This window comes from Allobosea sp. (genome assembly GCF_035999205.1).
Taxonomy (GTDB): domain Bacteria; phylum Pseudomonadota; class Alphaproteobacteria; order Rhizobiales; family Beijerinckiaceae; genus Allobosea.
This window is the reverse complement of the sequence record NZ_DASYHA010000024.1, coordinates 252980-274042: the sequence shown is the minus strand read 5'-3', so window position 1 is coordinate 274042 and position 21063 is coordinate 252980. Positions and strand designations below refer to the sequence as shown.

Genomic DNA, 21063 nt, shown 5'->3' with positions numbered 1-21063 from the left:
ATGGCTCTGCCCGCTCTCGGCCCGGCTCTTCCGGAAATCATCCTCGCTATCGGCGCCATCGCGATGGTGCTCGTCGGCGCGATACGGGGCGAGCGCGCGACGCGCCTGCTCGAAGGCGTGGCCCTGGCGCTGTTCGCGCTGGCGCTGGTCCTCGTCCTTGCGGGGCAGGGCAAGGTGCTGACCTTCAATGACGGCTTCGTCGTCGACAGCTTCGCGCGCTTCTTCAAGGTGCTGACGCTGCTCGGTGCCGGCGCCGCGATCCTGCTCTCCTCGGACAGCCTGCGTCGCGACGGCGCGATGCGCTTCGAGTTCCCGATCCTGGTCGTGCTGTCGACGATCGGCATGATGATGATGATCTCGGCCAACGATCTCATCAGCCTCTATGTCGGCCTCGAGCTCCAGTCGCTGGCGCTCTATGTCGTCGCCGCCTTCGATCGCGACAACGAGAAGTCGACGGAAGCCGGCCTGAAGTATTTCGTCCTCGGCGCGCTGTCCTCGGGCATGCTGCTCTATGGCGCCTCGCTGGTCTATGGCTTCACCGGCACGGTGAACTATGCGGGCATCGCGGCGGCGGTGCAGCACGGCCATCCCGGGCTCGGCCTGATCTTCGGCATCGTCTTCATCGCCGCCGGCGTTGCCTTCAAGATCTCCGCCGTGCCGTTCCACATGTGGACGCCCGACGTCTATGAAGGCGCCCCGACCCCGGTTGCCGCCTTCTTCGCCTCGGCCCCCAAGATGGCTGCGATGGCCATGGTCGTGCGCATCTTCGTCGGCGCCTTCCCCGGTGCGCTGCATGAGTGGCAGCAGATCATCATCGCCATCGCGATCGCCTCGATGGCGCTCGGTGCCTTCGCCGCGATCGGCCAGAGAAATATCAAGCGCCTGCTCGCCTACTCCTCGATCGCCAATATGGGCTACGCGCTGGTCGGTCTCGCTGCCGGCAACGCTGCGGGCGTCCAGGGCGTTCTGGTCTACATGGCCATCTATCTGGCGACGACGCTCGCCGCCTTCGCCTGCGTCCTGCTGATGCGGCGCGACGGCAAGGCGGTGGAGGACATCTCCGAGCTCGCTGGCCTTTCGCGCACCAATGGCTGGATGGCCTTCGCGCTTTCGATGATGATGTTCTCGCTGGCCGGCATTCCGCCGCTGGCCGGCTTCTGGGCGAAGTTCTACGTCTTCCTCGCCGCCATCGACGCCAAGCTCTATTGGCTGGCTGTCATCGGCGTCGTGACCTCCGTGATTGGCGCCTATTACTATCTGCGCATCGTCAAGGTGATCTATTTCGACGACGCCAAGCCGGCCTTCGAGAAGGGCGATATCGGCGTGCGCGCCGTGCTGCTGGTCTCCGCGCTCTTCGTGCTGGCGCTCTCGCTCCTGCCGGCTCCGCTGCTGAACTCGGCGGCGGCGGCGGCCAAGTCGCTGTTCTGAATGCAGCTTTGCGTCATGCTCGGGCCTGTCCCGAGCATCTCCCTCAGGGAATTCTCGGGTCTGCGCCTCGCTTCACCCGGGAATGACGGCCTCTACCATGCTCTCTGAAATCGCCCGCGCCGCCGGCTATCGGCTGATCGTCCGTGACGAGGTCGGCTCGACCATGGAGGAGGCGCGCCGGGTGCTGGCGCAGGGGGATTCGGGCAAGCTCTGGATCGTCGCCCGCAGCCAGAATGCCGGGCGAGGTCGGCATGGCCGGCAATGGACCTCGCCGCCCGGCAATCTCTACGCCAGCCTGCTGCTGGTCGCCCCCTGCGAGCCAGCGCTCGCCCCGCAGCTCGGGTTCGTGGCTGGCCTTGCCCTGCATGACGCGGCCGCCGCCGTGACCGGGCTCGTCCCACCAAGCCTCGCCCTGAAATGGCCGAACGATCTTCTGGTCGACGGCGCCAAATGTTCGGGCCTGCTGCTCGAAGGCGAAAGCCGGGCAGGGCAGTTCAGCGTCGTCATCGGCCTGGGCATCAACATCGCGTCCTGCGCGCAGGGCACCCCCTATCCCGCGAGCTTCCTGCAGGCTCATGCGCCCTCCGTGACGATCGAGGCCACCCTGGCCGCGCTCGGCGACGCCTGGGCTGCCCGCTTCGCGACATGGCAGGCGCCTGGAGGGTTCGGCCCGACGCGGGAGGCCTGGCTCGAGCGCGCGGCCTTCCTCGGTCAGACCATCACGATCAGGCCTCCCGAAGGCGCCGTCACCGGCATCTTCTCCGGCATCGACCCGACCGGGCGGCTCCTGCTCGAAACCCCGGCCGGGATCCGCCAGTTCGATGCCGGCGATCTCTTCTTCGGGCAGCCGACGGCCGATCGGGCGTAACACTGGCCTGCCGCTATGGAGACCTGCTCCGTAGCGTGGTAGGGCTCGCCCTCAAATCCGGTGCCGCCAGGGCACCCCGCTCCAGTCAGGATTGCCCGTGCCTCGTTCCCAGGACCAACTCGTCTTCGTTCCCCTCGGCGGCCTCGGCGAGATCGGCATGAATGCGGCTCTCTACGGCTTCGGGCCGGAGGGGCGGCGGAAATGGATTCTGGTTGATTGCGGCCTGTCCTTCGCCGGCCCTGAAGTGCCCGGCGTCGACATCGTCTTGCCGGACCTGCGCTATATCATCGAGGAACGCGCAAACCTGCTGGGCATCGTCATCACCCACGCCCATGAGGACCATATCGGCGCGCTCGCCGCGCTCTGGCCTTCCTTGCGCGCACCCGTCTATTGCACGCAGTTCGCCGCCGGCCTGCTGGCGACGCGCCGGCTCTCGGAGCCGGGCGCCCCCAAGGTGCCGATGAACGTCGTCGCCCAGGGCGGGCGCATTACGCTCGGCCCCTTCGACATCGAGTTCGTGCCGGTCGCCCATTCCATCCCCGAGTCGAACGCGCTCGCCATCCGCACCCCCGTCGGCCTCGTCATCCATACCGGCGACTGGAAGATCGACCCGACCCCGCAGGTCGGCCTGCCGACCGATGAGAAGCGCCTGCGCGAACTCGGCGAAGAGGGCGTGCTGGCGCTGGTCTGCGATTCGACCAACGTCATGCGCGACGGCATCAGCCCGAGCGAGGCCGATGTCGGCGCCAAGCTCAAGGAGCTGATCCACTCGGCGCCGGGGCGTGTCGCGGTTACCACCTTCGCCTCGAATGTCGCGCGTCTCCGTGCCGTGGCGGAGGCTGCGATGGCCGATCAGCGCGAGGTCGTCGTCGTCGGTCGCGCCATGGACCGCGTCATCGATGTCGCGCGCGAATGCGGCTATCTCGATGGCATTCCGGCCTTCCGCTCTGCCGACACCTATGGCTACCTGCCGCGCGACAAGGTGGTGGCGCTCTTGACCGGCAGCCAGGGCGAGCCCCGCGCCGCGCTTTCGCGGATCGCCTCCGATGATCATCCGGAGATCACCCTGACGCCGGGCGACCGCGTGATCTTCTCCTCGCGTACGATTCCGGGCAACGAGAAGGCAGTCGGCGCGATCCAGAACGCGCTGGCGCGCGACAACATCGAGATCATCACCGACAGGACGCATCTCGTCCATGTCTCCGGCCATCCGCGCCGCGAGGAGATGGCCCGGCTCTATGGCTGGCTGAAGCCCAAGATCGTCATCCCCGCTCATGGCGAGGATCTGCATCTCTCCGAGCATGCGGCCTTCGCGCGTGGGCTCGGCGTCAAGACGGTGGTGCGCGCCGGCAATGGCGACGTCGTCGAGATTAGGCCGGACGGTGCCAGCAAGATCGACGAGGTCACCCATGGCCGGCTCTACCAGGATGGCAATCTCTTGGTGAATGCTCTTGAGAAGACGATCCCCGAGCGCCGCCGCCTGTCCTATGTCGGCATGATCTCGGTCGCCGTCGCCATCGACGAGAAGGGCGGCCTGGCCGGCGATCCCGAGATCGCGGTGCTTGGGCTGCCACCCTATACCCGCGACGGCACCAGCTTCGACGAGTATGTCGCCGATGCCGTGTCCGAGCTGATCGACGGCATTCCGAAGGCGCGCCGGCGCGATCCTGAAGCGCTTCGCAATGCGCTGGAGCGCGGCCTCCGCAGCGCCGTCAATGAGGAGTGGGGCAAGAAGCCGCTGGTGCATGCACTGGTCATCGAGGTGTAGAACCGCCATGGCCGGCATCGGCCTCTGGCCGCAGGGAGCGCAAGCATGATCGGACGCCTCAACCACGTCGCCATCGCCGTCAAGGACCTCGCTGCAGCGACAGCACTCTATCGCGACACGTTGGGCGCCCGCGTCTCCGCGCCGCTGCCGCAACCGGAGCACGGCGTCACCGTCGTCTTCGTCGAACTGCCGAACACCAAGGTCGAACTCCTGGAGCCGCTCGGCGCCGACTCGCCGGTAGGCAAGTTCATCGAGCGCAATCCCGACGGCGGCATCCATCACATCTGCTATGAGGTCGACGACATCATCGCGGCGCGCGATCGTCTCAAGCAGACCGGCGCGCGCGTGCTCGGCACCGGGGAGCCGCGTATCGGCGCTCATGGCAAGCCGGTCATCTTCCTGCATCCCAAGGATTTCACCGGAACGCTGGTTGAACTCGAGCAGGCCTGACGTCGATGGACCAGTCACCGATCACATTCCTTGGCGAGCCCGAGCCGGGCTCGGTCCGCCCGTTCAGTGCCGCGACGCGTGCTGGCGGGCTGATCTTCGTCTCGGGCCATTCGGCGCCGCATGATCCGGAGCGGGGTGTCCATCGGGGCGAAACGCCGGCCGACGAGGTCCGCAACGCGCTGGGCAGGATCTCGGAGATTCTGGCCGAGGCCGGCAGCGCGCTCGATCGCGTCGTGCAGATGACGATGCTGATCACGGACCCCGCCGACTATGCCGCCTGCAACGCCGAATATGTGAAGCACTTCCCAGGCGGATTGCCTGCGCGCCATACCGCCCGTTTCGGCGTGCCGACGCCGGCGAGGGTGGCATTCTCATGCATCGCCCTGGCCGGTGACGTCGCGGGGAGCCAGCAGCCATGACCCTCGCCAGTGCGCTCGCGGTGTACTTCGTCATCTGGTGGACGGTGCTCTTCGTGGTGCTGCCATTCGGCGTCCGCAGCCAGGCGGAAACGGGCGAGATCACGCAAGGCACCGAGCCCGGAGCGCCTGTCCTGCCGGGTCTGGCGCGCAAGGCGATGATCACCACCGTCATCGCCGCGGTGGTCTTCTCGATCGTCTGGTATGTCTGGGCGACGTTCGACCTTTAGGCCCGGCTGATGACTTCCGGGGCTCTACGAGGAAACCCGGATCTGTGCGACTGCGCCGCTCGTCGGGGATGACGGTGGGTTCTCGTACGAAATCGGCGAAGCTGCGGGGCAGGTGACTTTGCGGCAGTGTGGCGACATGCGCCTAGCCGCCAAGTCGGGGATAGTCAGCGTCCAGTCACCGGACAACAGGCAAAGAAAAAGGCAAGGCCGATGCCTTGCCTTCTTTAGTCTGTTTTTACCGCAGTATCGGCGCGCGTCTGTTTGCGTGCGACTCGTATACTAGGCGGGCGTTTGTCCTCCCGAGACCTGGTCCGCGGCGCTTTGTCCAGCAAAGCGTGTCCAGCGGGAATTTGATAACCGATTGCGACAGTCCTGTCATCACTTTGGGCACGTGTAGCCTGATCTTTTTGCAAATTTATTCTCCGCTCGACTTGTGCAGTGCAGCATCCTTCGATTCGCGGCCCTTCGGCGCCTTGTTCCGGCCAAAGGATGCCGCTACGACGCGCTGGGACACGGATTCCCGCCGGATCGTCGGCGGCCATGGAGATGACAATGCTGCGCAGCTCGCTCGCTACCCTCGCCGTCCTGGCGTCGTTCGGCTTCGCCCAGATGCCGGCCCAGGCGCAGGCGCCCGACCCGAACAACACGCTGATCCTCGAGACCAAGGATGGCCCGGTGACGATCCGGCTGCGGCCGGATCTCGCGCCCAAGCACGTCGAGCAGATCAAGGCGCTGACCAAGCGCGGCTTCTACAACGGAATCGTCTTCCACCGCGTCATCGACGGCTTCATGGCCCAGACCGGCGATCCGACCGGCACCGGCACCGGCGGTTCGGATCTGCCCAATATCAAGGCAGAGTTCACGCCGACCCCCTACAAGGTCGGTTCGGTCGGCATGGCCCGCTCCCAGTCGCCCGATTCGGCCAATTCGCAGTTCTTCATCTGCTATGAGGGCTGCGCTTCGCTGACCGGCCAGTACACGCTGTTCGGCGAGGTCGTCTCGGGCATGGACGCCGTCCGCAAGATCAAGAAGGGCGCGCCCGGCAGCGGCCAGGTCTCCGGTCCCGACAAGATCGTCCGGATGCGCCTGCAGGCCGACGCGAAGTAAGTCACCTTCGGGTGGTGGAGGGCAGGGCGATGCGCCATGGCTCCCTTGCCGTTATTCTGATCACGCTGGCGGCTGTGACGGGCGCCAGCGCACAGGACACGACGGACCTCGGCCTGCCGCCGCCTTCGGGCTCGCAGAACCCCGTCCTGCCTCCGCCCTCCGGCTCGCAGAATCCGGTGCTGCCGCCTCAATCCGGGCAGCGCTATCTGCCCGGAATCGGCGGGCGCTTTGGCGGGAATGCCGACATTCCGGGCATGAACCAGCGCCCGGTCCTGCCGCCGCAACCGCGCAACGGCAGCGGCGAGATCGGAGTCGTCGGCGGGCTCGCGCCCGCGACGCAGCCTTTCGAAGGCGAGACGTTGGATCGCCTGACCGATATCGCGCCGGCCCTGCGCCGCTGCTGGACGCCGCCGCCGCTCGACGGCCCCGATACGGGCGTGATGGCGACGGTGCGGTTCAGCCTGCGGCGCGACGGCTCGCTCTTCGGCCAGCCGCGCGTGATGTGGGAAACCAGCAAGACGGACCCCGATCTGCGCCGGCGCTTCACCGAATCCGTCGTCGCTGCTGTTCGTGCCTGCACACCAATGAGGTTGTCGCCGCCGCTGGGAGCGGCTATCGCGGGACGACCTTTGTCCATCCGCTTCCACGGCCGAGCGCCGTCTAACGAAAGGCCGATCTGATGTCACTCGATCCCGAGAACACCATCGTCATGGAAACCACCAAGGGCAAGGTGGTGATCAAGCTGCGCCCCGATCTCGCTCCTGGCCATGTCGAGCGCATCAAGCTGCTCGCTCGCGAAGGCTTCTATGACGGCATCGTCTTCCATCGTGTCATCGATGGCTTCATGGCCCAGGTCGGCTGCCCGCATGGCACCGGCACCGGCGGCTCGGACTATCCGGACCTGAAGCAGGAGTTCAACGCCGAGCCGCATGTCCGCGGCATCTGCTCGATGGCCCGCGCCCAGAACCCGAACTCGGCCAACAGCCAGTTCTTCATCGTCTTCGACGACGCCCGCTTCCTCGACAAGCAGTACACCGTCTGGGGCGAGGTCGTTGAAGGCATGGAGAATGTCGACAAGATCAAGCGCGGCGAGCCCGTGCGCGATCCCGACTCCATCGTCTCGATGAAGGTCATGGCCGACGCGGCCTGATCTCGATCGTGGATGTCGGGCTCTTTGATTTCGACCTCCCGGAAGACCGCATTGCGCTGAGGCCAGCCAGCCCGCGCGATGCGGCGCGTTTGCTCGTCGTCAGGCCGGATGCGCGCGAGCCTTTCGAGGATCGCGGCATCCGCGACCTCGTCTCGTTGCTGGAGCCCGGCGACGCGCTCGTTCTCAACGACACGCGTGTGATCCCCTCGCGGTTGTACGGCCGCCGCTATCGCGGCGAGGCGTCAGCCCGGATCGAGATCATGCTGCACAAGCGCGAGGGCGAGGATCGCTGGCGCGCCTTCGCACGGCCCGCCAAAAAGATTGCGATTGGCGAGACCATCACCTTCGGCGACGATTCCGAAGGAATTGCCTGTGAGCTCGGCCGCCTGCAGGCAGAAGTTGTCAGCAAGAGTGAAGGCGGCGAGGTCGAGCTTCGCTTCGCCCTGTCGGGCGCTTACCTCGACGCGGCCATCGCGCGCTTCGGCGAATTGCCGCTGCCCCCCTACATCGCGGGCAAGCGCCCGACCGATCAGGCTGATGCGAGCGACTACCAGACGAGCTACGCCCGTCATGAGGGCGCCGTCGCGGCGCCCACGGCTGGGCTGCACTTCACGCCGGAGCTGTTCGCGGCGCTGGAGGCCCGCGGCGTCTCCCGCCATTTCGTGACGCTGCATGTGGGCGCCGGCACCTTCCTGCCCGTGAAGGCGCAGGACACCGACGAGCATCGCATGCATGCCGAATGGGGCAGCGTCTCGCCCGAGACTGCGAGCGCTCTCAATGCCGTGCGGGCGCGGGGCGGGCGCATTGTCGCAGCCGGCACGACGTCGCTGCGGCTGCTCGAGAGCGCAGCGCGCGAGGATGGCGTGATTGCGCCTTTCTCCGGAGATACGGCGATCTTCATCACGCCGGGTTATCGCTTCCGGGCGGTGGATCTGCTGCTGACGAATTTCCACCTGCCGCGCTCGACGCTCTTCATGCTGGTCTCGGCCTTCTGCGGCCTGGATGTGATGAAGCGCGCCTACGCGCATGCGATCGCCGGCGGCTACCGCTTCTACTCCTACGGCGACGGCAGCCTGCTGCACCGTGCAGCCGCAGGCCCGATGGCGCGTTGACCGCGAACGGCGGGAACCGATGGCCTCGCCGGGAAAGATCGTGTTCCGGCTCGCCATTGCCCGGCGAAAATGCTACCCGGCACCACCACACGGGAATTCTGACGGACCATGGCCGATATTTTTCGCGAGATCGATGAGGAAGTCCGCCGCGACAAGGCGGCTGAGCTCTGGAAGAAATATGGCTGGGTCGTCACCGGCCTTGCCATCCTGGCCGTTCTCGCGGTCGCCGGCTGGCAGTTCTGGCTCCATCGCGAGCAGCAGGCCTCGCAGGTCGTCGGCGCAAGGCTCGAAGCGGCGCTGAAGGCCTCGCGCGACAACAATGGCACGGAGGCGGAGACGATCCTCGGCGAGCTCGCGGCCAGCGCGCCGGCAGGTTATCGCCAGATTGCCCGCTTCCGTCTCGCGGCCGAGACCGCCAAGCGCGATGCCGCCGCCGGAGCGACGGCGTTCGACGCGCTCGCCAATGACGGCTCGCTGGCGCAGGTCTACCGCGACCTTGCGCGCCTGCGTGCTGGCATGCTGCGCGTTGACCTCGTGCCTTATGCCGAGCTCCGGACGGCGCTGGAGCCGCTGGCCACGCCGCAGGGGGCATGGCGCCACTCGGCCCGTGAGTTCCTCGGCATCGCCGCGCTCAAGGCCAATCTGTTTGACGATGCCGGCCGCTGGTTCGACGCGATCGTCACCGATCCCCAGGCGCCAGGCGTGCTGCGCCAGCGCACCGAGCTCTACCTCGCCTTGGTGCGCGGCGGCCCGGTCCAGACCAGGAACTAGGGACAATCCCTGGGTTCGACAAATGGTCGAGCCCTCAGCCTGCGAACAGGGGCCGAAGCCGCGTCGAGCGGCGATCGGCCTTTCCTTTTTGCGTCGACCTGTATTGATGGACTTCCGGAACGGCCCGTAGCCCGGAGCGACGCTGTTGAGACTGGACAACACACCATGACCGCCACCGTCGCCATCATCGGCCGGCCTAATGTCGGCAAGTCGACGCTGTTCAACCGCCTCGTCGGCAAGAAGCTCGCGCTCGTCGACGATCGGCCGGGCGTGACGCGCGATCGGCGCGAGGGCGATGCCACGCTCGGCCATCTGCGCTTCAGCATCATCGACACCGCCGGCCTCGAGGAGGCCGACCCGACCTCGCTCGCCGGCCGCATGCGGGCGCAGACCGAGATGGCCATCGCCCAGGCCGACGTCATCCTGTTCATGATCGACGCCAGGCTCGGCCTGACGCCGATGGACCAGCCCTTCGCCGACCTCGTGCGGAAATCCGGCAAGCCGGTCATCCTGCTCGCCAACAAGGCCGAGGGCAAGAAGGGGCTCGACGGCATCTTCGAGGCGTATGCGCTGGGTCTGGGTGATCCCGTGCCGTTTTCAGCCGAGCATGGCGAAGGCACCGCAGACCTTCTGGAGGCGCTCGCCCCGTTCGTCGACGTCGAGCCCGAGGAGGAGGAAGAGTTCGACGAGAGCTACGGCGACAAGAGATGGGTCGATGCGCCGGCCGCCGACGAGGCCGAGGAAGACGGGGCGTATAGCGACCCGAGCAAGCCGCTGCGCGTCACTATCATCGGCCGACCGAATGCCGGCAAGTCGACGCTGGTCAACCGCATGATTGGCGAGGAGCGCCTGTTGACCGGCCCTGAGGCCGGCATCACGCGCGACACCATCTCGGTCGATTATGAGTGGCGCGGGCGGCCGGTGAAGCTCTTCGACACCGCCGGCATGCGCAAACGCGCCCGCATCGAGGAGAAGCTCGAGAAGATGTCGGTGCAGGATTCGCTGCGCGCGATCCGCTTCGCCGAGGTCGTCGTCGTTCTGCTGGATTCGACCATCCCATTCGAGAAGCAGGACCTGACACTGGTCGATCTGATCGAGCGCGAGGGCCGCTGCGTCGTCATCGGCCTGAACAAGTGGGATCTCGTCGCCGACAAGCAGGGCCTGCTGGCCGAGCTGAAGGAGAAGGCGGGCTACCTGCTGGCGCAGGTGCGCGGCGTGCCGATCGTGCCGCTGTCGGGCCTCGCCGGCGAGGGCATCGATCGGCTGATGCAGGCGGTGTTCTCGGCCTATGACGTCTGGAACCGGCGCATCTCGACGGCCCGGATCAACCGCTGGCTCGAAGGTGTGCTCTCGGCCCATCCGCCGCCGGCGGTGGCTGGTCGGCGCATCAAGATCCGCTACATGACGCAGGCCAAGGCTCGCCCGCCGACCTTCGCGCTGTTCGGAAACCAGCTCGACCACCTGCCGGTGTCCTACACGCGCTACCTGGTCAACAACCTGCGCGAGGCCTTCGATCTGCCGGGCACACCGATCCGCCTGCACACGCGTGGTGGCGACAACCCCTACGACAAGGGGAAGAAGTAGATCGGCCTTTTGCTCCCATCGGGAAGGAAAGGCGGCGGCGCAAAGCGCTGAAGGATGAGGGGAAAGCCCCTCCGGAACAGGAAAGGGCCGCTCGCGCGACCCTGTCGTCATCCGTCTGCTACGCAGAAAGCTTCTCCCCCAAGGGGAGAAGGACGCTCAGGCCGGCATCTGCGGGCTAAGCACCTTGCCCTGCGGGAAATCGAAGATCTTGCCGCTCTCGGCCCAGGCCGGCGCGGCAATTGCGACGAGGTGCGGTGCCAGATCTTCGGGCGTCCTCAGGGTCAGCGGATCCTCGCCGGGCATCGCCTCGGCCCGCATGCGCGTGCGCAACGGCCCGGGATTGACCATCATCACCTTCAGCGGCGTCGTCGCGGTCTCGGCGGCATAGGTGCGCCCCATCGCCTCGACCGCTGCTTTGGAGATCGAGTACGGCCCCCAATAGGCCATGCACTTATGCGCCGCGCCCGAGGACATCAGGATCACGCGGCCGGCGTCGGATGCCTGCAGCGCCGGCTCGACCGATTTCAGCAGACGCCAATTGGCCGTGACATTGGTGTCGAACACCTTCGCCCACTCCTTCGGCGAGGCGTGGGTCAGCGGTGAGAGAGGCCCGAGGATCCCGGCATTGGCCAGCAGGATGTCGAGCTTGCCCCAGCGCTGCAGCAGGGCAGGACCCAGCTTCTCGATGGCGGCGGTGTCACCAAGATCGAGCGGCACCAGCGTCGCCGTGCCTCCGATCGCGCGAATCTCGTCGTCCAGTTCCTCGAGCGCGCCACTGGTTCGGGCGAGCGCGACGACATGGGCGCCAGCTTCGGCAAAGGCGAGCGCAGCGGCGCGCCCGATGCCGCGCGAGGCGCCGGTGACGAGCGCGACGCGCCCTTCGAGAGGTTTGGTCATGGGTATCCTTGCGTTCAGCCGGCCTCGGCCAGCAGCGAGATCTGCTGCTTCGCGCTCTCGCCGATCACGTCGGTCAGCGAGGTCGGGTAGTCGCCGGTGAAGCAATGGTCGGTGAACTGCGGCCGGGCCGGGTCGCGCCGTTCGTGGCCCATCGCCCGGTAGAGCCCGTCGACCGAGATGAAGGCGAGCGAATCCGCCCCGACGAACTGGCGCATCTCCTCAAGGGAGTGCGTCGCGGCAAGCAGCTTTTCGCGGTCGGGCGTGTCGATGCCGTAATAGTCGGGATGGGTGATCGGCGGCGAGGAGATGCGGAAATGCACCTCCTTGGCGCCGGCCTCGCGCATCATCTTGACGATCTTGAACGAGGTCGTGCCGCGCACGATCGAATCGTCGACCAGCACAATGCTCTTGCCTTCGACCACCGAGCGATTGGCCGAGTGCTTCAGCTTCACGCCGAGTTCGCGGACCTTCTGCGTCGGCTCGATGAAGGTGCGGCCGACATAGTGGTTGCGGATGATGCCGAGCTCGAAGGGTATGCCGCTCGCCTGGGCAAAGCCGAGCGCGGCCGGCACGCCGGAATCCGGCACGGGCACGATCACGTCGGCATTGGCCGGCGCCTCGAGCGCGAGCTGCGCACCCATGGCCTTGCGGCGCTCATAGATGCTGCGGCCCTTCACGATCGAATCCGGCCGGGCGAAATAGATGTACTCGAAGATGCAGGGCCGCTCCGGCATCGCCGGGAAGGGCTTGTGGCTCTCGATGCCCTCTTCGGAGATCACCACGACTTCGCCATTCTCGATCTCGCGAACGAACTTGGCGCCGATGATGTCGAGCGCACAGGTTTCCGACGTCAGGATCGGCGCGCCGTCGAGCTCGCCCAGCACGAGCGGGCGGATGCCGAGCGGATCGCGCGCGCCGATCAGCTTCTTGTTGGTGATGCCGACGAAGGCATAGGCCCCCTCGATTTGGCGGATCGCCTCGACGAAGCGGTCGATGAAGCGCGGCTTGCGGCTGCGGGCGACGAGATGCAGCAGCACCTCGGTGTCGGAGGTCGACTGATAGATCGCGCCGTCGCGTACGAGGTTGCGCCGCAGCGTCAGCCCGTTGGTCAGGTTGCCGTTATGCGCCACCGCGAAGCCGCCGCCATGCAGCTCGGCGAAGAGCGGCTGGACGTTGCGCAGGATGGTTTCTCCGGTCGTCGAATAGCGCACATGGCCGATCGCCTGCGTGCCCTTGAGCTTGTCGATGACCGAGGCTTCCGAGAAGGCGTCGCCGACGAGGCCGAGGCGCCGTTCGGACTGGAAGCGCGATCCGTCGAAGGAAACGATGCCCGCCGCCTCCTGGCCGCGATGCTGGAGCGCGTGCAGACCGAGTGCGGTCAGCGCGGCGGCGTCGGTATGGCCGAAGATGCCGAACACGCCGCATTCTTCCCGCAGGCGGTCGGCATTGGGGTCGAAAGCGGCCTCAGTCTCGGCGGTCCTGGTCTCGGATTGCGAGATCATCTCAAGGCTCCATGCGCTGGGACAGGATGTCTTTACGCGCGAATTAGGGACGTGTTGGGGCAGGCGTGGTCGGGCGGGTGGCGTCGATGGCACGCTGCAGCGCCTGCCGGTCGGTGGCGTTAGGCGCTTCGGTGCGGCGTTGTGGGTCGGTGCCCGGGGCGGCGGGCTGGCGTGGCTCCTCGGCCGGCGCATCGGTCGGCTCGGAACCCGTCTTCGGCTTCAGCAGATTCTTGACGAAATCGGCATTGACGTCCTGCGGCAGCATGGCCAGCAGCGAGCGTCCGGTTTCCTCGAGCATCGGCTTGGCCTTGGCGTCCTTGGCCCAGGCCGGCATGTTCTTGTCGCCCATCAGCGCGGCGAAGAAGAGATAGCCGATCACGGCGAGCAGAACACCGCGCCCGGCGCCGAACACGAATCCGAGCGTGCGATCGAGCGCGCCGATGCGCGAATCCAGCACGAAGTCCGAAATCCGCGCCGTCACCAGCGAGACGACGATCAGCGTCACCAGGAACAGCGAAGCGATCGAGGCGATCAGCGCGATCGTGTCGTTGGGGATGTACTGCTTCAGGATCGGCAGCATCTGCGGGTGGAAGATCCATGCGACCGCCGCCGCAGCCGCCCATGAGGCGATGGCCAGCACCTCGCGCGTCAGCCCACGCACGGCGGCCAACAGTGCCGAGATCAGAACCACGCCGATGACGACGAGATCGAGGATGGTCACAGGCATGGATGAGCCGCTTCGTTATGGTCCCGGAATGGCCTGCATCAAATGGGCTGGCCGCATCGGTTTTGCTATACGCGCTCAGGCCCTCTGCGTCACTATTGCGGCGCAGTCATTTCACATCTCTGCGAGGAGCGCGCGCAGCGATATCGGCAACGAGTTCCGTGACATGGCCGAAACGCCTCAGGTTGAGGCCGTCGCCATTGCCGGCATCGGCGCCGCCCGACGGCATCAGCGCCGCCTCGAATCCGAGCTTGGACGCCTCGCGCAGCCGCGCCGCCGCGACCGAGACCGGGCGGATCGCGCCCGAAAGCGCGATCTCGCCGAAATAGACGGATTCGGGCGGCAGGATCGCACCGGTCAGCGAGGAAACCAGCGCGGCTGCGACCGCAAGGTCGGCCGCAGGCTCGTTCACCCGCAACCCCCCGGCGACGTTGAGATAGACGTCGTGTTGCCCGAGCCGCAGCCCGCCATGCGTTTCGAGCACGGCTAGGACCATGGCGAGGCGGCTGTTCTCCCAGCCGACGACGGCGCGGCGCGGCGTGCCGAGCGAGGTGGCCGAGACCAGCGCCTGGATCTCGACCAGAACGGGGCGCGTGCCCTCCACGCCGGCGAAGACGGCGGCGCCGGGCGCCGGCTGGTCGCGGCCGGCGAGGAAGAGGGCCGAGGGGTTGCCGACTTCGGAGAGGCCCTTCCCGGTCATCTCGAAGACGCCGATCTCGTCGGTCGCGCCGAAGCGATTCTTTTGCCCGCGCAGGATGCGGAAGGAATGCGCACCTTCGCCCTCGAAGGACAGCACGGCATCGACCATGTGCTCGACCACGCGTGGCCCGGCGATCTGACCGTCCTTGGTGACATGGCCGACCAGGATCATGCAGGCGCCACTGGTCTTGGCATAGCGGATCAGCGCCTGGGCCGAGCCGCGGACCTGCGTAACGGTGCCGGGTGCGCTCTCCACCTCGCCCGACCACATCGTCTGGATCGAATCGATCACCACCAGGGCAGGGCGGTTGCCCTGGCCAAGCGTCGCGATGATGTCCTCGACATTGGTCTCGGAGGCGAGATCGACCGGCGCGTCGGCCAGCCCCATGCGCTCGGCCCGCAGCCGCACCTGCCCGGTCGATTCCTCTCCCGAGACGTAGACGACACGCCGCCCCGATAGGGCGAGCGCCGCGCAGGCCTGCATCAGCAGGGTGGACTTGCCGATGCCGGGATCACCGCCGATCAGCAGCACGGAGCCGGGCACGAAACCGCCGCCGGTGACGCGGTCCAGTTCGCCGATGCCGGAAACGATGCGTGGCGCATCCTGGGTGTCGCCCTTCAGGCTCTCCAGCGCGAAGACGCGCCCGCGTGCCTTGCCCGAGGAGCCGCGCGCTCCCGGCACGGGCGCGGCCTGCGCCTCCTCGGACAGCGAGGACCAGGTGCCGCAGGCGTCGCATTTGCCCTGCCAGCGGTGATAGACCGCGCCGCAGTTCTGGCAGGTATAGGTCGGGCCGCGCTTCGCCACGCGCTGCTAGAGCCCGACATAGCGGCGCGCATAGCGCCGGCCGAGGCTGGTCAGGATCTCGTAGCCGAGCGTCTTGGCACCGGCGCCGACGGCCTCCAGGTCGAGTGGGCCGCCGATCAGCGCGACCGGCTCCCCCCGCTTGGCGGACCCGGCGGGCGCGTCCGTCACGTCGACGATGATCAGGTCCATCGAGACCGAGCCCGCAAAGGGGCAGGTGACGCCGCCGACGATCGCCGAGCCGCCGGTGCTGGCGTCGGTCCAGCTCGCATTGCGCGGATAGCCGTCGGCGTAGCCGAGGCAGATCGTGGCGAGCCGGCTCCTGCGCTTGGCGGTCCAGCGGCCGTTGTAGCCGACCTGCGCGCCCGCCTCGACCTCGCGGATCTGGATGATCCGCGACTCGAGCCCGACGACGGGACGCATCGGGTTCGCCTTTCCGGGCGTGGGATTGCCGCCATAGAGCGCGTAGCCCGGTCGGGTCAGCTCGTAGGAGGGGCAGTTCCGGAGGAAGTGTCCGGAGGAGTTCTTGAGTGATGCCGGCAACCCCGGAAACGCCGCCGCGATCTCCGCGAATGCCGCGATCTGGCGGGCATTGGCGGGATCGGCTTCATCCTCCGACGAGGCGAAATGGCTCATGACCAGCCCGATTCCGGCGGCCGTGATGGCGCCGGCCTTCTCGCGGGCCAGGTTCAGCCCCTCGCCGCACCACAAGCCGAGCCGGTTCATCGCGGTGTCGACATGCAGCGCGGCGGGCCGGGCATTGGCTCCGGTCTGCCGGAACGCCGCCCATTCGAGCAGTTCCTCATGCGAGCCCAACACCGGCGAAAGCTCATGTCGGGCAAAGACGTCGCAGCTTCCGGGCAGCAGCCCGTTGAGAACGTAGATCGTTGCATCCGGAGCGACGGCTCGGGCGCGGATGCCCTCGGAGACATGCGCGACGAAGAAGCTCTTGCAACCGGCCCGGGAGAGCGCCGTGACGGCGGGCTCGATCCCGATGCCATAGGCGTCCGCCTTGACCACGGCTCCGGCCTCTGTGCCGGCGCGCTCGCCGAGTGCACGCCAGTTCGAGACCAGCGCCGCGAGATCGATGGTCAGAATGGCGCCATGCGCCTCGGTGGAGGGAGTGTCGAAGGAGCTCATTCGCGGTCCGGGATTCGCAGGTCGTCGGCACGGTCGGAGAATCGGGTCACATCCGCATCGAACTGCAGGGCGATGGTGCCGGTGGGGCCGTGGCGCTGCTTGCCGATGATGAGCTCGGCGACGCCATGCGCGGCTTCCATCTCGATCTGCCACTTGTTGTGTTCTTCGGTGCCGGGGCGCGGCTCCTTGCCCTTCAGGTAGTACTCGTCGCGATAGACGAACATGACCACGTCGGCGTCCTGCTCGATCGAGCCCGATTCGCGAAGGTCCGAGAGCTGGGGGCGCTTGTCGTCGCGGCTTTCGACCTGACGCGAGAGCTGGGACAGCGCGATGACCGGGACCGAGAGCTCCTTCGCCAAGGCCTTCAGGCTGGTGGTGATCTCGGTCAGCTCCTGCACACGGTTCTGGCTGTTCTTGGACGAGCCCGACAGCAGCTGCAGATAGTCGATGAACAGGACGTCGAGGCCCTTCTGGCGTTTCAGGCGGCGGGCACGGGCAACGAGCTGCGCGATCGAAATGCCGCCCGTTTGGTCGATGTAGAGCGGCAGCTTCTCGATCTGGGTCGCGACATCTGTCAGCCGAGCGAAGTCGCCCTCTGTGATGCGGCCCTGCCTGATCTTGTAGGAGGAGATGCCGGATTGTTCGGCGACGATACGCGTCGCGAGCTGGTCGGCCGACATTTCGAGCGAGAAGAAGGCGACGATGCCGCCATCGACCGTCTTGATCGTTCCATCGGCCTGGCGTTCGCCACGCCAGTTCTTGGCGATGTTGAAGGCGATGTTGGTGGCGAGCGACGTCTTGCCCATGGCCGGGCGGCCGGCGAGCACGATCAGGTCGGAGGGCTGCAGGCCGCCCATGCGCTGGTCGAGGTCGCGCAGGCCGGACGAAATGCCCGAGAGGCCGCCGGCGCGCTGATAGGCGCTGGCGGCCATGTCGATGGCGAGCCGCAGCGCTCCGTCGAACTTGTGGAAGCCGCCTTCGGTGCGGCCTTTTTCCGCCAGTTCGTAGAGCTTGCGCTCGGCTTCCTCGATCTGGTCGCGCGGCGCCATATCGACCGGCGCGTCATAGGCGACATTGACCAGATCCTCGCCGACATTGATCAGCAGCCGGCGTACCGCCAGGTCATAGATCGTGCGGCCATAGTCGCCGGCATTGATGACGGTCGTCGCTTCCGCGGCGAGGCGGGCGAGATACTGCGAGGCGGTAATGCCGCCGAGGTCCATCTCGCCGACGAAGGTCTTCAGCGTGATCGGCGTCGCGATCTTGCCGGCCCGGATCAGGCTCGATGCCAACTCGAAGACGCGCTGGTGGATCGGCTCGAAGAAGTGGTCCGGAAGCAGGAAGTCCGAGACGCGATAGAAGGCGTCGTTGTTGACCAGCATGGCGCCCAGCAGCGCCTGCTCCGCCTCGATGTTGTGAGGCTGGACGCGGTATTCGGCCTCGCGTGTTTCGAGGCGGGCGACGAGGGCGGTAGCGGTGGCCATGGCCGTCCCGATAAATCGATGGTGATGGATACTGCAAGCCGACATTCGGTCGCTGGCGGCTGGACCACAGGAGCGACTCTGTCAGGAGGAGTAGAGCTTAGCACTTTGTCAGCCCGTGCCAGCATCCGATTACGCTTACCCCCGTTGTCCAGAGGCCCGAATCGAAAAGGGCGCCGTGTTGCCACGGCGCCCTTGACTCGCTGCGGGAGCGGATCGGCTCAGCGATCGTCCTCGCCGGCTTCCGCCAGCGCCGCGCCGACCTCGAGGCCGAGATCGTCTAGGTCGAACTCCTCGCGGGCCGTGACGTTCTCGCCACGCACCTGGCGCTCGGCTTCCTCGGCCGAACGGGCGATGTTGACGGTGACGGTCACAGAGACTTCCGGATGCAGCACGACCGGGACAGTGTGCAGGCCGAGCGTCTTGATCGGGGCGTTCAGGGTCACCTGGCTGCGGGCGACGTGGAAGCCCTCGGCGGTCAGAGCCTCGGCGATGTCGCGGGTCGAGACCGAGCCGTAGAGCACGCCGGACTCGCCCGACTGGCGCAGCATCACGACGCTCAGGCCGTCGAGCGTCTCGGCGACCGACTCGGCTTCCGACTTCAGTTCGAGATTGCGAGTCTCGAGCTCGATCTTCTGGCTCTCGAAGCGCTTCTTGTTTTCCTCGGTGGCGCGCAGCGCCTTGCCGCGGGCGAGGAGGAAATTGCGGCCGAAGCCGTCGCGGACGCGGACGACATCGCCCATCTGGCCGAGCTTGGCGACGCGCTCGAGGAGGATCACTTCCATGGTCTTCTTCCTTTTTTGAGATCGGTTGGTGTGTTCAGGTCTTGGCAGTCAAGGCTTGGAAGGCGGTGGAGGCAGCGCGGCCCGCTTGCGCAGGCCGAGAAGGGTGTCGATCACGCCGGCCAGCGCCAGCAGCGGCGTCAGCACGGCCTGCATCACGATCAGCGCCACATAGACGCTGATCAGCATCGGGGTGCGCCAGGCCTGTCCGCGCGAGAGGTCGTGCAGCATGGCGAGCCCGGTGAACATGAAGGCGGCGGCGAGCGAGCCGACCAGGGCGACGCCGGCCAGGCCGATGAAGCCATCGAGCGTCGCCGTGATGGCGCCGGCCGCCAGCAGCATGAGCGCCTGACGCGGCAGCGTCGCCGAAGGAATGAAAGGCCAGGGGCGCGGCAGGCGGCCCGACAGCTGCACGGCCTTCGCCGCGAGCCAGAGATTGGCGGTGATCGTGGTGACGACCGAGGCGCCGATGCCGAGCGGCACGGCGCGGACCAGCAATGGAGTGAGACTCGCCGCGAGTTCCGCTTGGGTGGTTCCGGCCGGCAGGGTCAGCATCTTGCTGCGGACCATCTCGCCCAGCAGGTTCTCGACGATCCGCGCGATCACCGTGCGATAGGCCTCGTAATCCGTCGTCATCACCAGCGCGCTGGCGACGGTCGCCATCGTCGCGGTCGCGGCGATCCAGACCATCAGGTTGCCGAGCGGATACCATTCGGTGGCGCTGGTCTCGTCCGTCCGTGCCAGCAAGGCGAGATAGGCGATCCACCAGGCCGGCAGGGCGATGATCAGGGCGAAGGCGATGCCTGCGGGCACGCTGAGCGCAACGGCGACGGCGATCGCACCGGCACCGGCGGCATAGAGCCCGGCGCGATGGTTCCAGCCCAGGGCTGCGATCAGGATGGGGAGGGGGGCGGCCGAATACAGCAGCACGGCCAGCGGCGATCCGGTGATCACCACTGAGAAGAGCAGGGCCGCTACGAGGCCCGCGCCGATGCCGACGACCGGAATCATTCTTCGTCCTGCTGTCCCGCTGCTCCCGGGCCTCAGCGGCCGGGCAGGGTGAGAGGCTTTTGCCTCAACGAACCCAGTGGGTTTTCACCACGGGGCGACTGGTTTGGTCAGAGCACCTTCAAGCGAAGTGGATACCGGTTCGCGTGAAGAAAATGCGTCAAACTAGGCTGGAACCGGCGGCGATCACTCGCCGCCGGAAGGTCTCGATTACGAATCCGCTCAGCGGATGACGTAGGGCAGCAGGCCGAGGAAGCGGGCGCGCTTGATCGCCTGGGCGAGCTCGCGCTGCTTCTTGGCGGAGACCGCCGTGATGCGCGACGGCACGATCTTGCCGCGCTCGGAGATGTAGCGCGAGAGCAGGCGCACATCCTTGTAGTCGATCTTCGGAGCGCCCTCGCCCGAGAAGGGGCAGGACTTGCGGCGGCGGAAGAAGGGGCGACGGGCGCCAGCGGATGCAGTCGACATGAATCAGGCCTCCGCGACGGGGGATTCGTTGGCTTCGTCGTCACGACGCGGACGGTCGCGACGCGGGCCGCGATCGAAACGGTCACCGCCGCCGGGACGGTCGAAGCGGTCGCCGCGCTCGCCGCGGTCATCGCGGTCGCGCTTCTGGAGCATGGCCGACTGGCCTTCCTCGAGCTCTTCGACGCGGATGGTCAGGAAGCGCAGCACGTCTTCGTTGATGCGCATCTGGCGCTCCATCTCGGCCACGGCGGCCGACGGGGCGTCGATGTTCAGCAGCGAGTAATGCGCCTTGCGGTTCTTCTTGATGCGATAGCCCAGCGACTTCACGCCCCAGTACTCGACCTTGGGGACCGAGCCGCCATTCGCTTCGATGATGCCCTTGAACGTCTCGACAAGGGTCTCGACCTGCTGCGCGCTGACGTCTTGTCGCGCGAGCAGAACATGCTCGTACAATGCCATGGTTGGCCTTCCTTGTTTCACCCTGTTCCATTCGGCGCGGAGCCCTTCGAGCCCTGGATAAGGCCCGACAGGATTTCATCGAAGGCGGAGACACGGGATGACGGCTCCATCAGGAACCTGCGAAGCGATCTCGTTGAGAGTGAGGGCGCAGCGCCATCCGTTCAGCCTCCGGCCGAACAAACAGGAGGCGGTCGTTACAGCCTTGATCCTCGTGATG

Annotated in this window: 22 protein-coding genes; 12 read left to right on the top strand and 10 right to left on the bottom strand. The window is 66.8% G+C overall.

The features are described from left to right. From nuoN to der, 12 genes are all read left to right on the top strand, one after another. Complete coding sequence (gene nuoN / locus VGN82_RS13880; RefSeq protein WP_327527606.1) at positions 1–1428, top strand: NADH-quinone oxidoreductase subunit NuoN; 1428 nt, start codon at positions 1–3, stop codon at positions 1426–1428. A gap of 97 nt (positions 1429–1525) precedes the next feature. After that, on the top strand, positions 1526–2296 hold the full coding sequence (locus VGN82_RS13875) for a biotin--[acetyl-CoA-carboxylase] ligase (protein WP_327527605.1): 771 nt from the start codon (positions 1526–1528) through the stop codon (positions 2294–2296). A 97-nt stretch (positions 2297–2393) separates the two neighbouring features. Continuing rightward, a complete protein-coding gene (locus VGN82_RS13870; protein WP_327527604.1) occupies positions 2394–4064 on the top strand; it encodes a ribonuclease J in 1671 nt (556 codons plus the stop codon). Positions 4065–4109: 45 nt separating this feature from the next. Continuing rightward, complete coding sequence (mce, locus tag VGN82_RS13865; RefSeq protein WP_327527603.1) at positions 4110–4514, top strand: methylmalonyl-CoA epimerase; 405 nt, start codon at positions 4110–4112, stop codon at positions 4512–4514. 5 nt (positions 4515–4519) lie between these two features. Next, positions 4520–4933 carry a RidA family protein gene (locus VGN82_RS13860; protein WP_327527602.1) on the top strand — a complete coding sequence of 138 codons (414 nt, stop codon included), beginning with the start codon at positions 4520–4522 and terminating at the stop codon, positions 4931–4933. Further along, a complete protein-coding gene (locus tag VGN82_RS13855) occupies positions 4930–5160 on the top strand; it encodes a DUF1467 family protein (RefSeq protein WP_327527601.1) in 231 nt (76 codons plus the stop codon). The genes VGN82_RS13860 and VGN82_RS13855 overlap by 4 nt, the downstream gene beginning before the upstream one ends. A gap of 552 nt (positions 5161–5712) precedes the next feature. After that, positions 5713–6267 (top strand): peptidylprolyl isomerase, encoded by a 555-nt coding sequence (locus VGN82_RS13850; RefSeq protein WP_327527600.1) that lies wholly within the window; start codon positions 5713–5715, stop codon positions 6265–6267. 29 nt (positions 6268–6296) lie between these two features. Continuing rightward, positions 6297–6947, top strand: coding sequence for a hypothetical protein (locus tag VGN82_RS13845; protein ID WP_327527599.1), 651 nt, complete (start codon positions 6297–6299; stop codon positions 6945–6947). Continuing rightward, the gene (locus tag VGN82_RS13840) at positions 6947–7417 is read left to right on the top strand and encodes a peptidylprolyl isomerase (protein WP_327527598.1); all 471 of its coding nucleotides are present in this window, start codon (positions 6947–6949) and stop codon (positions 7415–7417) included. Before VGN82_RS13845 ends, VGN82_RS13840 begins: the two co-directional genes overlap by 1 nt. Positions 7418–7425: 8 nt before the next feature. Further along, positions 7426–8529, top strand: a complete 1104-nt coding sequence (queA, locus tag VGN82_RS13835) for a tRNA preQ1(34) S-adenosylmethionine ribosyltransferase-isomerase QueA (RefSeq protein WP_327527597.1) — start codon at positions 7426–7428, stop codon at positions 8527–8529. A 108-nt stretch (positions 8530–8637) separates the two neighbouring features. Beyond that, entirely contained in the window at positions 8638–9300 is a 663-nt protein-coding gene (locus VGN82_RS13830) for a tetratricopeptide repeat protein (protein ID WP_327527596.1), read from the top strand. A gap of 165 nt (positions 9301–9465) precedes the next feature. Continuing rightward, positions 9466–10884, top strand: a complete 1419-nt coding sequence (gene der / locus VGN82_RS13825) for a ribosome biogenesis GTPase Der (RefSeq protein ID WP_327527595.1) — start codon at positions 9466–9468, stop codon at positions 10882–10884. Positions 10885–11040: 156 nt separating this feature from the next. Here der and VGN82_RS13820 read toward each other — a convergent pair whose 3' ends face one another. The 10 genes from VGN82_RS13820 to rpsF all read right to left on the bottom strand — a co-directional run bounded on the left by VGN82_RS13820 (position 11041) and on the right by rpsF (position 20846). Continuing rightward, positions 11041–11781, bottom strand: coding sequence for an SDR family NAD(P)-dependent oxidoreductase (locus tag VGN82_RS13820; protein ID WP_327527594.1), 741 nt, complete (start codon positions 11779–11781; stop codon positions 11041–11043). A 14-nt stretch (positions 11782–11795) separates the two neighbouring features. Next, entirely contained in the window at positions 11796–13283 is a 1488-nt protein-coding gene (purF, locus tag VGN82_RS13815; protein ID WP_327527593.1) for an amidophosphoribosyltransferase, read from the bottom strand. A gap of 43 nt (positions 13284–13326) precedes the next feature. Next, the gene (locus VGN82_RS13810; RefSeq protein ID WP_327527592.1) at positions 13327–14010 is read right to left on the bottom strand and encodes a CvpA family protein; all 684 of its coding nucleotides are present in this window, start codon (positions 14008–14010) and stop codon (positions 13327–13329) included. A 106-nt stretch (positions 14011–14116) separates the two neighbouring features. Then, positions 14117–15511 carry a DNA repair protein RadA gene (gene radA, locus VGN82_RS13805; RefSeq protein WP_327527591.1) on the bottom strand — a complete coding sequence of 465 codons (1395 nt, stop codon included), beginning with the start codon at positions 15509–15511 and terminating at the stop codon, positions 14117–14119. A gap of 6 nt (positions 15512–15517) precedes the next feature. Continuing rightward, positions 15518–16648, bottom strand: a complete 1131-nt coding sequence (alr, locus tag VGN82_RS13800; RefSeq protein ID WP_327527590.1) for an alanine racemase — start codon at positions 16646–16648, stop codon at positions 15518–15520. Beyond that, positions 16645–18132 carry a replicative DNA helicase gene (locus tag VGN82_RS13795; protein ID WP_327527589.1) on the bottom strand — a complete coding sequence of 496 codons (1488 nt, stop codon included), beginning with the start codon at positions 18130–18132 and terminating at the stop codon, positions 16645–16647. The genes alr and VGN82_RS13795 overlap by 4 nt, the downstream gene beginning before the upstream one ends. A 218-nt stretch (positions 18133–18350) precedes the next feature. Beyond that, positions 18351–18914 carry a 50S ribosomal protein L9 gene (gene rplI / locus VGN82_RS13790; protein ID WP_327527588.1) on the bottom strand — a complete coding sequence of 188 codons (564 nt, stop codon included), beginning with the start codon at positions 18912–18914 and terminating at the stop codon, positions 18351–18353. 48 nt (positions 18915–18962) lie between these two features. Continuing rightward, positions 18963–19922: a DUF2232 domain-containing protein gene (locus VGN82_RS13785; protein WP_327527587.1), complete on the bottom strand. Its 960-nt coding sequence runs from the start codon at positions 19920–19922 to the stop codon at positions 18963–18965. A gap of 219 nt (positions 19923–20141) precedes the next feature. Continuing rightward, positions 20142–20387: a 30S ribosomal protein S18 gene (gene rpsR, locus VGN82_RS13780; RefSeq protein WP_038367644.1), complete on the bottom strand. Its 246-nt coding sequence runs from the start codon at positions 20385–20387 to the stop codon at positions 20142–20144. Between the two features lie 3 nt (positions 20388–20390). Next, entirely contained in the window at positions 20391–20846 is a 456-nt protein-coding gene (gene rpsF / locus VGN82_RS13775) for a 30S ribosomal protein S6 (RefSeq protein ID WP_327527586.1), read from the bottom strand. Positions 20847–21063: the final 217 nt, after the last annotated feature.

Excerpts from the sequence above, each read along its gene's own strand:
- nuoN (WP_327527606.1), top strand. The coding sequence starts at position 1 with ATGGCTCTGCCCGCTCTCGGCCCGGCTCTTCCGGAAATCATCCTCGCT.
- VGN82_RS13875 (WP_327527605.1), top strand. The coding sequence starts at position 1,526 with ATGCTCTCTGAAATCGCCCGCGCCGCCGGCTATCGGCTGATCGTCCGT.
- mce (WP_327527603.1), top strand. The coding sequence starts at position 4,110 with ATGATCGGACGCCTCAACCACGTCGCCATCGCCGTCAAGGACCTCGCT.
- VGN82_RS13860 (WP_327527602.1), top strand. The coding sequence starts at position 4,520 with ATGGACCAGTCACCGATCACATTCCTTGGCGAGCCCGAGCCGGGCTCG.
- VGN82_RS13855 (WP_327527601.1), top strand. The coding sequence starts at position 4,930 with ATGACCCTCGCCAGTGCGCTCGCGGTGTACTTCGTCATCTGGTGGACG.
- VGN82_RS13850 (WP_327527600.1), top strand. The coding sequence starts at position 5,713 with ATGCTGCGCAGCTCGCTCGCTACCCTCGCCGTCCTGGCGTCGTTCGGC.
- VGN82_RS13845 (WP_327527599.1), top strand. The coding sequence starts at position 6,297 with ATGCGCCATGGCTCCCTTGCCGTTATTCTGATCACGCTGGCGGCTGTG.
- VGN82_RS13840 (WP_327527598.1), top strand. The coding sequence starts at position 6,947 with ATGTCACTCGATCCCGAGAACACCATCGTCATGGAAACCACCAAGGGC.
- VGN82_RS13830 (WP_327527596.1), top strand. The coding sequence starts at position 8,638 with ATGGCCGATATTTTTCGCGAGATCGATGAGGAAGTCCGCCGCGACAAG.
- der (WP_327527595.1), top strand. The coding sequence starts at position 9,466 with ATGACCGCCACCGTCGCCATCATCGGCCGGCCTAATGTCGGCAAGTCG.
- VGN82_RS13820 (WP_327527594.1), bottom strand. The coding sequence starts at position 11,781 with ATGACCAAACCTCTCGAAGGGCGCGTCGCGCTCGTCACCGGCGCCTCG.
- purF (WP_327527593.1), bottom strand. The coding sequence starts at position 13,283 with ATGATCTCGCAATCCGAGACCAGGACCGCCGAGACTGAGGCCGCTTTC.
- VGN82_RS13810 (WP_327527592.1), bottom strand. The coding sequence starts at position 14,010 with ATGCCTGTGACCATCCTCGATCTCGTCGTCATCGGCGTGGTTCTGATC.
- alr (WP_327527590.1), bottom strand. The coding sequence starts at position 16,648 with ATGAGCTCCTTCGACACTCCCTCCACCGAGGCGCATGGCGCCATTCTG.
- VGN82_RS13795 (WP_327527589.1), bottom strand. The coding sequence starts at position 18,132 with ATGGCCACCGCTACCGCCCTCGTCGCCCGCCTCGAAACACGCGAGGCC.
- rplI (WP_327527588.1), bottom strand. The coding sequence starts at position 18,914 with ATGGAAGTGATCCTCCTCGAGCGCGTCGCCAAGCTCGGCCAGATGGGC.
- VGN82_RS13785 (WP_327527587.1), bottom strand. The coding sequence starts at position 19,922 with ATGATTCCGGTCGTCGGCATCGGCGCGGGCCTCGTAGCGGCCCTGCTC.
- rpsR (WP_038367644.1), bottom strand. The coding sequence starts at position 20,387 with ATGTCGACTGCATCCGCTGGCGCCCGTCGCCCCTTCTTCCGCCGCCGC.
- rpsF (WP_327527586.1), bottom strand. The coding sequence starts at position 20,846 with ATGGCATTGTACGAGCATGTTCTGCTCGCGCGACAAGACGTCAGCGCG.